Below are 11,938 nucleotides of genomic sequence, written 5' to 3'. Positions count from 1 at the left end.
CGAGAAGAGCCGCGTAGAACTGCGGCTCGAGCGCGCCGATCGTGACATAGCGGCCGTCCGCGCAAAGATAGGCGTCGTAAAATGGCGAATCGTGGAACATGCTCGGTCGGCCGCCGTCGAGCATGCGGGTCGCCCGCGCCCAAAGCGCGATCCCGCTCAGCGCCGCGACCATGTCGAGGATCGCGGCATCCACGACGCAGCCCTTTCCCGTCGCGCGCGCGGACAGAACGCCGCTAACGATGCCGAAGGCGAGCCCGAGCGCGCCGCCGGCGTCGCCGAGCACTGTCGGCGGGACGATCGGCGCAGCGCCGGGGCGCTCGGTCAGCGATAGCGCGCCGGTCAGCGCGACATAGTTCAGGTCGTGGCCGGCGGCCTGCGCGAGTGGCCCGTCCTGACCCCAGCCGGTCATGCGGCCATAGACGAGCCTCGGATTGCGCCGGGCGCAGTCGGCCGGCCCGAGCCCGAGCCGCTCCATCACGCCCGGCCTGTTGCCCTCGATCAGCGCGTCGGCGCCCGCAATGAGGGTCAGAGCTTGCTTGACCGCCTCCGGACGCTTGAGGTCGAGCGCGACGACGCGCTTGCCGCCACGCAAGGGATCGTCGCCGCTCGTGGCCTCCGGATTGCCGATCGCCGCCTTGTTCGGCCTGACAATCGCGGTGACCTCCGCGCCATGGTCGGCGAGCATCCGCCCCGCGAGCGGGCCGGGGCCGATGCCCTCGAACTCGATGATTTTCAGGCCGGCGAGCGGACGCAGCATGGAGAAGCCCTGGCGGATGAGCGGCGGAACGGTTCAGTCTAGAACGATTGCCGTTCGCCCGGCTAGCCGCGCTCCGGAAACAGCGCCCTCAGCCCCTCGGACGAGGCCGCCGCGACCCCGCGCTCGGTAATCAGGCCGGTGACGAGCCGCGCCGGCGTCACGTCGAAGGCGGGGTTGGCGGCTCGGCTTCCCGCCGGCGAAATGCGTACCCGCGCGACTTTGCCGTCCGCGCCGAGGCCCTGGACGAAGTCCACCTCGTCGGCGGAGCGCTCCTCGATCGGAATCTCCTTCACCCCGTCGTCGACCGTCCAGTCGATGGTCGGCGACGGCAGCGCGACGTAGAACGGCACGACGTTGTCCCTGGCGGCCAACGCTTTCAGATAGGTGCCGATCTTGTTGCAGACGTCGCCGCGCGCAGTCGTGCGGTCCGTGCCGACAATCACCATGTCGACGAGGCCGTGCTGCATCAGGTGGCCGCCGGCGTTGTCGACGATCAGCGTATGCGGGGTTCCGTGATGAACGAACTCCCAGGCGGTGAGCGACGCGCCTTGGTTGCGCGGCCGAGTCTCGTCGATATAGACGTGGACCGGTATCCCCTCCTCCATCGCGAGGTAGATCGGCGCGGTCGCTGTGCCGTAGTCGACGGTGGCGAGCCAGCCGGCGTTGCAATGAGTGAGGATGTTGACCGGCTCTCCGGGCGCCTTTTTCTCGGCGATCTTGCGAATAATGGCGAGCCCGTTCCTGCCGATGGCGCGGTTGATGGCGATGTCTTCGGCGGCGATCTCGGCCGCCTGCGCATAGCCCAAGGCGGCGCGCGCCGACGGCTCGAGCGGGCGGAGGCGGTCGCGCACGGCGTCGAGCGCCCAGCGCAGGTTGATCGCCGTCGGCCGGGTGGCGTAGAGCCGCTCCCAGGCCGCCTCGAGGCTCCCGTCGCTCGGATCCTCGCGCATCGCGAGCGCCACGCCATAGGCCGCGGTGACTCCGATCAGCGGCGCGCCGCGCACCCACATGTCGCGGATCGCCGTCGCCGCTTCGCCGACATTGCGCAGGGTTGCCACGCGAAACTCGTGCGGCAGCCAGCGCTGGTCGATCACGTCGACGCCCCATCCGTCGACGTTGAGCCAGATCGTTCGATAAGCGCGCCCATCGACCTTCACGCGGTCGTCTCCCGTGGTCCACAAGGCGAGGCTGATAGCATGGGCCGCGGCAGCGCGGAACGGCGCCGGCGCTCCTTGATCAGCGTCGGCTCAAGGGACTAGGCTTAGGCTGGCCATCCGAGCGCGTCCGGCGCCCGCAACGAACCGGTCCAACGCCGCCATGACCTATATCCCCGCTCCCGCCCGCTACGACTCGATGCTCTACAACCGCTGCGGCCGCAGCGGCCTCAAGTTGCCGGCGATCTCGCTGGGGTTGTGGCACAGCTTCGGCTTCAACCGGTCGCTCGATTCGATACGGGCGATTAGCCGCACCGCGTTCGACCTCGGGATCACCCATTTCGACCTCGCCAACAATTACGGGCCTCCGCCCGGCTCGGCCGAGGTCAATTTCGGTGAATTGTTGCGCTCGGACTTCCGCGGCCATCGCGACGAGCTGGTGATCTCGACTAAGGCCGGCTACGACATGTGGCGGGGGCCATACGGCGAATGGGGGAGCCGCAAGTACCTCATCGCCAGCCTTGACCAGAGCCTGAAGCGCATGGGGCTCGACACCGTCGACATCTTCTATTCGCACCGGTTCGACCCCGAGACGCCGCTCGAAGAGACGATGGGCGCGCTCGACAGCGCGGTGCGCCAGGGCAAGGCGCTCTATGTCGGAATTTCCTCCTACAATTCGCGCCGAACGCGCGAGGCGGCGGCGATCTTGAAGCGGCTCGGCACGCCCTGTCTCATCCACCAGCCGAGCTACTCGCTGGTCAACCGCTGGATCGAGAGCGACGGCCTCTTGGACACGCTCGCCGACGAGGGGATCGGCGCGATCGTTTTCTCGCCGCTCGCGCAAGGGTTGCTCACCGACAAGTACCTGAACGGCGTTCCGAGCGACAGCCGCGCGGCGCAGGCGCATTTCTTCAACCCGGATTTCCTGAAGCCGGAGACGCTCGCCCATGTCCGGGCGCTGAACGAAATCGCCAAGCGCCGCGGCCAGTCGCTGGCGCAGATGGCGCTCGCCTGGGCCTTGCGCGACAAGCGGGTGACAAGCGCGCTGATCGGCGCGAGCCGGCCGGAGCAGGTGGTCGACAGCGTGCGCGCGCTGGACGCTCGAGTTCTCGGCGGAGGAGCTGAAGGAGATCGACGGCTACGCGGTGGAGGCCGGGATCAACCTCTGGGCGCGGTCGGCGGAGCTGGGGTAACGATCAGAATCATCGGATCGCCGCCCGACCCGGGCTGTTTTTCTCATTCGGCACCGTTGGCCAAACCCACTCGCGCCTGGCGCATGATCGTCGTTGAGACCGCGTCATCATTCCAGGGACCGCGTCATTGCCTCGAAGACCGCCGCTCCTTTGGCCGCATCGAAGGTGTCGGCGGACCCGCCAACGATAAGATCGCCACCGCCGGCGTCTGCCGTTTCCGCTTTACGCCGAACCTCCCATCTCGGTACATTATCTTCAGTGAACACCAGCAGCATAAAACATCCAACATCGGCCCAGACTGCAGGGCTTGGCCATAGGGGAGGCAGCGTCCGCCAGTCTATGTTCGCCATCGCACATCCTCTTCTCGGTGTTTGCTCCCGTTGGATTCGCCAAAGCGAGACGACGACCAAGAATGAATATAGCGTCTGATCCTTGTCGAGCGAGGACACGCGCACGCTGATGATCAAGGTTGCGGCAGGAGCGGGGGCATGGCGAGGAAATCTGGAACGGACGCGGGAAGCAGCATCATCAGCCTCAAAGTGGCGCTGCGCGGCACGAAGCCGCCGATCTGGCGTCGGCTTCTCGCGCCAGCCGACATGACTCCCGGCGACCTGCATGAGGCGATCCAGGCAGCGATGGGCTGGGAAGGCGGCCACCTCCATGCCTTCGACATCGGCGGCAGGCATTACGGCGACCGCGCCAACGTCGACGACGTCGCGGACGAAGGCCGGCTGACGCTGGGCGAGGTGCGCAGATCCGGCGTCGCCCGCTTCGGCTACACCTATGACTTCGGCGACGACTGGGAGCACACCGTCACGATCGAGAAGACTCTTCCGGCCGCCCAAGGAACGGTCTACCCGACATGCGTCGCAGGCAAGCGCGCTTGTCCGCCGGAGGATTGCGGCGGCCCTTGGGGCTATCAGGAGCTGCTGGACATCATCGCAGACCCCGCCCATCCCGAGCGCGCCGAACGCCTGGAGTGGCTTGGCGAGGAGTTCGACCCGGAAGAATTCTCCGTCGAAGTCGCCAACGCGACCCTCGCCGCCCGCTTCGGACATGGTTGAACTCTTCGCAACTCTGAAACCCAAAGCCTGTCGCGACTGATCGGGTACAGCGCCAAGGCGCCAAACTTGGTCGACAGGGATGGAACTGGGTCCGCGCCATTTGCGCCTGAGCTCGACATAGCGCCGTCGAGCGAGAAAAGAGGATTGTGGCATGACCGAAAAACGTCCGCGCATCGGCGTCGTCGGATCGAGCAACGTCGACGTCGTCACCTACATCGAGCGCATGCCGGTCTGGGGCGAGACGATCGCCGCGCCGCGCTTCGAGATGAGTTTTGGCGGCAAGGGCGCCAACCAGGCCGTCGCCGCGGCGAAACTCGGCGCGGACGTCGTGATGGTGTCGAAGGTCGGCGACGACATGCTCGGCGAGAACGTGCTTGGCAATTTCGCCGCCCTCGGCGTCGATACCAAACACGTCGGCCGCGTCGCGAACCAGACGACCGGCACCGCGACCATCCTCGTCAATCCGGCGGGCGAAAATCTCATTTTGATCGTCAAGGGCGCGAACGGCGACCTCACCCCGGCCGACGTCGATGCGGCGGCGGCCGACCTTTCGAGGTGCGACCTTATCCTGCTCCAGCTCGAAGTGCCGCTGGACACCGTCTACGCCGCGCTCGAATTCGGCAAGCGTCACGGCGTGAAGACCATGCTGAACCCCGCCCCTGCGCTCCGCGCGCTCGATCGCGACAAGGTGCGGCTCGCGAGCTTCGTCGCGCCGAACGAAACCGAGCTCGCGATTTTGACCGGCCTGCCGGTCGAGACGGAGGAGGAGGTCGCCGCGGCGGCGAACCTCCTGATCGCGGATGGAATCGAAACGGTCATTGTGACGCTCGGCGCGCGCGGCGCGCTGCTTGCAACGCCGGAGGGGCTGAAGCCCATCCCGCCGGTCAAAGTCGACGCGGCCGATTCGACCGGCGCCGGCGACGCCTTCATCGGCAGCTTCGCGCGCTATTTCGCCGCCGGCGTCAGCCTCGAGGCGGCGCTCGGCAAGGCGACGCGCTACGCCGCCGATTCCGTGACCAAGCGCGGCGCGCAAAAGTCGTTCGCGACGGAGGCGGAGTTCAAAGCGATCTGCGCGACTGCAGGACGCGCTTCGTAGGCGCGTCAGCGACCCGTCCTTACAGCCCTACGCCGTCCTGAGCGCCCGCCTCGCCGCGCCGGAACCGGCCATGACCACCACCATCAGGAACAGTCCGCGCACCACCGACTGCCAGTAGGCGCTGAGGCTGATCCAACCGAGGCCGTTCTCGAAATTGAGCACGTTGAAGATGAGGCCGAGCAGCAGGACGCCGGCGAGCGTGGTGGCGACCGAACCGACGCCGCCGGTGAGCAAGGTTCCGCCGACCACGACCGCGGCGATCGAAAAAAGCTCCCAGCCGACGCCCTCAGCCGGCTGGCCAGCGCCGAACTGGGCCGCGAGGATGACGCCGGCGAGGCTGGCGAACACGCCCGACTGGACATAGGTCCAGAACACGACACGGTCGACCGGCAGCCCCATCAGCCGCGAGGCCTCCTCGTTGCCGCCGACCGCCAGCACGTAACGGCCGAAGCTGGTGAAGTTGAGCACGATCGAGCCGTACGCGTAGGCGGCCGCGGCGATCCAGCCGGGCACGGGAAAGCCGAGCCAGTCGCCCTGCCCGAGCCAGGTGAAATCGGTGTCGTAGGAGACCGAGACCGACTGGTTGTGCGCGAGCAAAAGTCCCGTCCCGCTCGCCATCAGCATTCCCGAGAGCGTCGCGATGAACGGCAGAATGCGCATGCGCGTCACCATGAAGCCGTTGATCACGCCGACTGCGAGGCCTGTGCCGAGACCGCCGAGGAGGCCGGGCAGCAGACCATAGGGGGACAGCAGCGCCGAGACGACGCTCGCGCAGGCGGCCGTCGTGCCGACCGACAGATCGATCCCTGCGGTCATGATGACGAAGGCCATGCCGAGGCTCGTCAGCGCGAACATCGAATTGTAGCGCAGCACCGAAAGCACGTTGTAGGCGCCGAGAAAATGGTCATAGCGCAGCGCGCCGAACAGGATTAGCAGGATGAGCGCGATCATCACCCGCTGCTGCGCCGCCCAGGCGATGCTGCTCGGCCGCGCCGGCCCGGCCGGGGTTTGTGTTTGAACGCTCATGTGAGGCTCGCCTTACCCGGCGGACGGCGTTCCTTCTCCCCGCTTGCGGGGAGAAGGTTAGGATGAGGGGCGGGGGGAACGCTTGCGGCGGTCAATCGCCCAAGCCCCTCACCCCTGCCCTCTCCCCGCTTGAGCGGGGAGAGGGGGAACGGTCGTGCCCGCTTCTCAGCACGTTCGAAGTTCCAATCGGAATGAGCCTTGCTCATGCGCTTCTCGCCCGCTGCTGCGACCACACGGCGCCGGCGATGATCGCGCCCTTGACGACCAGCGCGGCCGCATCCGGTACGCCGTTGGCGAGCAGCGTGTAGCGCAAAAGCTGGATGAGCAACGCGCCGATCAGCGAGCCGACCACGCTCGCCTGGCCTCCAGTGAACGGCGTGCCGCCGACGGCGACCGCGGCGATCGCGTCGAGCTCCATGCCCAGCCCGACCAAGTTGGCGTCGCTCGACGAATTGATCGAGATGACGACCAGCCCCGCGATCCCAGCGCAGAGCCCGCTGATGGCGTAGACCCAGCGCTTGACACGGGCGACCGGGACGCCCGCGAGCCGCGCCGCCCGCTCGTTGCCTCCGACCGCCAGGATATGACGGCCGAACAGCGTGCGCTTCAGCGCCCACGCCGCGACAGCGACGAGGACGAGCATGACGATCACCTGGAACGGCACCCCGAATACGCGGCCGAGGCCGATGAACTGGAACGTCGGATTGTGGAACACCTGCAGATTGCCGTTGGTCACCACCTGCCCGATGCCGCGGCCGGCGATGAACATGACCAGCGTGCCGACGATCGGCTGGACCTGGAAGCGGGTGATGAACCAGCCGTTGAACCCGCCGAGCAACCCTGCGACGCCGATCGGGACGACGAAGGCGAGCATGTCGCCGAGCGTCGGATGGGCGACCCCGAACGGGCTCAGAAAGATCAGCGGGGCGAGCGCCCCGGCGATCGCCATCAGCGAACCGACCGACAGGTCGATGCCGCCGGTCGCGATCACCAGCGTCATGCCGACCGAGACGATGACGATGGTCGCCACCTGGGTCAGGTTGACATTGAGCGTCTGCAGGCTGAGAAAATGCGGCGTCACCAGGAAATTGAAGATGAGCAACGCGATGAGACCGGTCAGCGCGGCGTAGCGGCGCAGGAACGCGACGACGTCCGGCGTCGCGCGCCGCTCCGTCAAGGTTGGCGCGTCAGCCATGAGCGGCCTCCCCCGTCGCCGCCGGATCCTCATGCGCCATGGCCGCCATGATTGCCTGCGCGGACGCCTCAGCATGCGGCAGGTCCGCGACCGTCCGGCCGTCGCTCAGCACGAACACCCGGTCCGCCCCTTCGACGATCTCTTCGAGCTCCGACGAGATCATCAATACGCCCAGTCCCTGGTCGGCGAGTTCGCGGATCAGCGACTGGATCTCGGCCTTGGCGCCGACGTCGATGCCGCGCGTCGGTTCGTCAAGGATCAGAAGCTTTGGATCGGCGCACAGCCAGCGGGCGAGCAGCACTTTCTGCTGGTTGCCGCCGGAAAGCTCGCGGATCTTCTGCTCGGGTCCCGAGGCCTTGATGGCGAGGCGTTTCATGAACTTTTCGACGATGGACCGCTGGCGGCCCTCATCGACCACGCCCATGGCGACCAGCCGCGGCAGGATCGCGAGTGTGAGATTTTCGCGCACCGACATCTCCGGCACGATGCCGTCCGCCTTACGGTCTTCGCTGCAATAGCCGACGCCGAGCGCAATCGCGTCGGCAGGCTCGCGCGGCGCGACCGCCCGGCCCATCAGCCGGATCGAACCCGCGTCGGGCGGGTCGGCGCCGAAGACCGCCCGCGCCGTCTCGGTCCGGCCCGAACCAAGCAGTCCCGCGAGCCCGACGATCTGCCCCGCCCGGACTTCCAGCCGCGCGTCGCGCACCCGCCGACCGATCTTGAGCCCATCGGCCGATAGCACCTCGTCGCCCGCCTTCCCCGCCGCGTCGGAAAAGCCGGTCGCATGGCCACGAACCGTCTCGACGTCGCGCCCGAGCATGGCGGAGATGAGATGAAGCTTGTCGACCTCGGCCATCGGGCGCGTCATGATCGTGCGCCCGTCGCGCATCACGGTCACGCGGTCGCAGACTTGGTAGAGCTCGTCGAGGCGGTGGGTGATGAAGATGACCGCGACGCCCTCGGACCTGAGCCGCCGCATGACGTCGAATAGCACCGCCACTTCGCGCTCGTCGAGCGAGGAGGTCGGCTCGTCCATGATGACAAGTTGCGCCTTGAACGACACCGCCCGGGCGATGGCGACCATCTGTTGGATGGCGGTCGAAAAGTCCAGCAACGGCCGGCGGACGTCGATTGCGACATCGAAGCGCCGCAGCACCTCGGCGGCTTCCGCGTTCATCCGGCCCCAGTCCAGAAGGCCGAAGCGCCGATGCTCGCGGCCGAGGAAGATGTTCTCCGTCACCGATCGGAAGGGAACGAGATTGATCTCCTGATAGATGGTGCTGATCCCGCCCCGCTGCGCCTCCTGGGGCAAAGCGAAGGCGATCGGCCGGCCGTCAAAGTCGATCGAGCCGGCGTCGCGGCTGTAGGCCCCCGTCAGCACCTTGATCAGCGTCGACTTGCCCGCGCCGTTCTGGCCGACCAGAGCCATGATCTCGCCTGGCCTCACCTCGAGCGCGGCCTTGGCGAGCGCGTGCACGCCCTGGAAGCGCTTGTCGATATCGCGCATGACGAGAAGCGGCGCCGACGACGGCATTGCTTTTACGGGTCCTGTTGTTCGGCTCCGGCGCGCATCCGATCGTCAGACGCGCCCTCCCGCCGGCAGCAAAGCAGGCGGGAGGGGTTTCGGCAAGCGTTGAACGAGCTGGCTCAGTAGGCGGTCGGCAGGGCCGCCGCCACGTTGCTGGCGTCGTAGAAGTGGTCGGGGTTGATGATCGACGGAGGGATGGTCTCGCCGGCGGCGTATTTGTACAAAATGTCGAAAGCCGCAGGCCCAAAGCGCGGGTTGCATTCGCACGAGCAACCCAGTTTGCCGTCGGCGATCGCCTGGAGCGCGTCCTTCTCGCCGTCGATCGAAACCACGAGAATGTCCTTGCCGGCAACCTTGCCGGCGGCCTCGATGGCGGCGATGGCGCCGAGCGACATTTCGTCGTTGTGCCCGTAAACGATGGTGGCGTCCGGATGCGCCTGCAGCAGCGTCTCCGCCACCTGCCGGCCCTTGTCGCGGGCGAAGTCGCCGGACTGGCTGGCGAGGATGACCATGTCGGGCGCCTTGGCCTTGATCGTGTCGTCAAAACCCTTCTTGCGGTCGTTGGCGGGCGAGGAGCCGATCGTGCCTTCCAGTTCAATGATCTTGCCCTTGCCGCCGGTCTTGGCGATCGTCCAGTCGGCGACCCGCTGGCCTTCCTGGATGAAATTGGAGCCGATGAAGGCGAGGTAGTCCTGGCCCCGCTTGGCGATCGCCTGATCGAGGTCGCGGTCGATCGCCAGCACCGGGATGCCGGCCTTCTTGGCGTTCAGGACGGCCGTCGCCAGCGGCTTCTCCTCGCGCGGCGCAAGGAAGATGAAATCGACGCCCTGGGCGATCATGCTGTTGACGTCGGCGACCTGCTTGGCGGCGGAGCCCGCGGCGTCGGTATAGACGAGCTGATCGCCGCGCTTGGCGGCCTCGTCCTTCATGCTCGCCGTCTGCGCGAGACGCCAGGGGTTGTTGCTCTCGGTCTGGGCGAAGCCGACCTTGTAATGGTCCTTCTTCTTCAGCGGCGGGACCTGCCCGAAGGCCGGGACGACAAGGAACGAGGCGGCGCCCGCCGTCCCGATCAGCACATGTCTGCGTGTAATGAGCATGTTGGTTTCCTCCTCCTTCGCGACGGCGCGCTCGACGCGTCGTGACGGCGCGACTGCCGTTCGGTTTTCGGGACGCGAGGCGGTTACCCGCGGCGACAAGGCCGCGCCGTGTCTTCGCGCTTGAATCCCGAGCGCGTCGGAGGATAATAAGGCGCTAAAACTTGTCAATGGGGAAACGAAAGAATTTGACATTCCCGCACCTTTTCAGCATGTTGCCTTGCTAATAATATTCGCGTCGCCGTCTCGAGGGAGAGATGCTGCAAGGAAAAGCCGCCGTCGGGGCCGCTGACCGCGAAGTCCCGACTGGCAAACGAGGCCATCGTCGACGGAAGACGCCCGCGCGGCGCCCGACCATGATCGACGTCGCCGCCGAGGCGCGTGTGTCCCAGACCACTGTCTCGTTGGTGCTCAATCACGCCGACGGCGCGCGCCTGTCGCCCGAGACGCGCCAGCGCGTGATCAAGGCTGCCGCCAAGCTCGGCTATCAGCCGGTGCGGCGCGGGGGCGCGCCCGCGGCTTCCGCAGCGACCACGATCGGCTTCGTCTGCGACGAGCTCTCGACAGACCCCTGGACTGCAATCGGCCTTGACGGCGTGCGCGAAAAGGCCTGGTCGCATGGCCTGACGGTGACGGTGATGGCGACGCGCGGCGACGCCGACATGGAGGCGGCGGCTCTCGCTCAGCTTGCTGCGCTGCCGCTTGCCGGACTCGTCTACGCGACCATCAACACGCGGCTCATTGATGCACCGGCCTGGGCTTCGCCGGCGCCGCTGGTGCTGCTCAACTGCCATGCGGCCGGCGGCGCGTTCGCTTCCGTCGTGCCGGGCGAGGTCGCGGGCGGCCACGCGGCGACCGACGTGCTGATCCGCGCCGGACACAGGCGGATCGGCTACATCAACGGCGAGGCCAGCATGGAAGCGGCGCGCCACCGCCTGCGCGGCTATCGCCAGGCGCTCGCCACCGCCGACCTGCCGTTCGATCCCGACCTCGTTCGCGAGGGAAACTGGGAACCCTTGTCAGGCTACGAGGCGACGCGCGCGCTCATGGCGCTTGCCCACCCGCCGACCGCCATCTTCTGCGCCAACGACCTGATGGCGGTCGGCTGTTACGAGGCGCTGCGCGAACTCGGACTGAGGATTCCGGACGACGTCGCGGTGATGGGCTACGACGACCGCGAGATCGCCCAGCACCTGCATCCGCCGCTGACCACCGTCCTTCTGCCGCATTTCGAGATGGGCTCGATCGCCGCCGAATGGCTGATCGACGCAGCCGCGGGCTCGCCGGCGCGCCCACGGCAGGTCAAGGTCGAGTGTCCGATCGTGATGCGGAAATCGGTCTAGGGCTCGCGTTGAACCGTTGTGATTGCGAGGAGGGAAACGACGAAGGGCGCAATTCGGCGCGGTCCTTCCGGTTCATACAATGAACAGCGGATTCGGCGCAACGAGCGGTCCTTCCGCGACGGCACTGCGAACAGCTATATGCGACCCTTGCTGATGGGGTGGACGGCGCCCCGAACGGCATCAAGCGTGCCAAGATGGTCGTCGTTGAAAGCGCCATCTGGAAGGGAGGCCGTCCGTGATGGACCCTTTCCATGATCAGGACCTTTCGCTCACGGCAAATCCGGCGGCGGTCTTCATCTTCAGGCGTCTGCGGATTGAACGAAGCCGCTATCGCGGCGGAGGCGGAAGCGAGCGGGTGAGGGGCGGGATGGAGTGAAGGTCCTCCTGCCTGAGAGGATGGGGTGTTCAAAGCCCACTCTCAGACAGGAGTTTCAGATGGCCGAGATGAGCCCTCTGCGTCGGCGGATGATCGAGGACATGACGATCCG

General features: G+C 66.9%; 10 protein-coding genes and 1 pseudogene. 4 read left to right on the top strand and 7 right to left on the bottom strand.

Features of this window, described 5'->3' with window-relative positions; genetic code table 11:
• The coding region (locus ACLP25_RS21835; RefSeq protein WP_442471243.1) for a CaiB/BaiF CoA transferase family protein at positions 1-757 on the bottom strand (757 nt) is incomplete at its 3' end.
• A gap of 62 nt (positions 758-819) precedes the next feature.
• Positions 820-1,914 carry an S-methyl-5-thioribose-1-phosphate isomerase gene (gene mtnA, locus ACLP25_RS21830; protein WP_442471242.1) on the bottom strand — a complete coding sequence of 365 codons (1,095 nt, stop codon included), beginning with the start codon at positions 1,912-1,914 and terminating at the stop codon, positions 820-822.
• 160 nt (positions 1,915-2,074) lie between these two features.
• Here mtnA and mgrA point away from each other — a divergent pair.
• A pseudogene (gene mgrA / locus ACLP25_RS21825) lies at positions 2,075-3,104 on the top strand (L-glyceraldehyde 3-phosphate reductase).
• A gap of 107 nt (positions 3,105-3,211) precedes the next feature.
• On the opposite strand, the gene ACLP25_RS21820 reads toward mgrA, so the two are convergent.
• Positions 3,212-3,379: a hypothetical protein gene (locus tag ACLP25_RS21820; protein ID WP_442471241.1), complete on the bottom strand. Its 168-nt coding sequence runs from the start codon at positions 3,377-3,379 to the stop codon at positions 3,212-3,214.
• Between the two features lie 213 nt (positions 3,380-3,592).
• On the opposite strand from ACLP25_RS21820, the gene ACLP25_RS21815 reads away from it, so the two are divergent.
• Positions 3,593-4,168: a plasmid pRiA4b ORF-3 family protein gene (locus ACLP25_RS21815; protein WP_442471240.1), complete on the top strand. Its 576-nt coding sequence runs from the start codon at positions 3,593-3,595 to the stop codon at positions 4,166-4,168.
• 151 nt (positions 4,169-4,319) lie between these two features.
• A complete protein-coding gene (gene rbsK / locus ACLP25_RS21810) occupies positions 4,320-5,264 on the top strand; it encodes a ribokinase (RefSeq protein ID WP_442471239.1) in 945 nt (314 codons plus the stop codon).
• Between the two features lie 27 nt (positions 5,265-5,291).
• On the opposite strand, the gene ACLP25_RS21805 is transcribed toward rbsK, so the two are convergent.
• From ACLP25_RS21805 to ACLP25_RS21790, 4 genes are all read right to left on the bottom strand, one after another.
• Complete coding sequence (locus ACLP25_RS21805; RefSeq protein ID WP_442471244.1) at positions 5,292-6,215, bottom strand: ABC transporter permease; 924 nt, start codon at positions 6,213-6,215, stop codon at positions 5,292-5,294.
• A gap of 277 nt (positions 6,216-6,492) precedes the next feature.
• Entirely contained in the window at positions 6,493-7,485 is a 993-nt protein-coding gene (locus ACLP25_RS21800) for an ABC transporter permease (protein ID WP_442471238.1), read from the bottom strand.
• Positions 7,478-9,019 carry a sugar ABC transporter ATP-binding protein gene (locus ACLP25_RS21795; RefSeq protein WP_442471237.1) on the bottom strand — a complete coding sequence of 514 codons (1,542 nt, stop codon included), beginning with the start codon at positions 9,017-9,019 and terminating at the stop codon, positions 7,478-7,480. Before ACLP25_RS21795 ends, ACLP25_RS21800 begins: the two co-directional genes overlap by 8 nt.
• A 113-nt stretch (positions 9,020-9,132) precedes the next feature.
• The gene (locus ACLP25_RS21790; RefSeq protein WP_442471236.1) at positions 9,133-10,110 is read right to left on the bottom strand and encodes an ABC transporter substrate-binding protein; all 978 of its coding nucleotides are present in this window, start codon (positions 10,108-10,110) and stop codon (positions 9,133-9,135) included.
• A gap of 353 nt (positions 10,111-10,463) precedes the next feature.
• Here ACLP25_RS21790 and ACLP25_RS21785 point away from each other — a divergent pair, with 353 nt between their 5' ends.
• Complete coding sequence (locus tag ACLP25_RS21785; RefSeq protein ID WP_442471235.1) at positions 10,464-11,450, top strand: LacI family DNA-binding transcriptional regulator; 987 nt, start codon at positions 10,464-10,466, stop codon at positions 11,448-11,450.
• The last annotated feature ends 488 nt before the right edge of the window (positions 11,451-11,938 follow it).

This window comes from Roseiarcus sp., from assembly GCF_052145395.1.
Lineage (GTDB): Bacteria > Pseudomonadota > Alphaproteobacteria > Rhizobiales > Beijerinckiaceae > Roseiarcus.
This window is presented reverse-complemented; position numbering and strand designations above follow the sequence as displayed.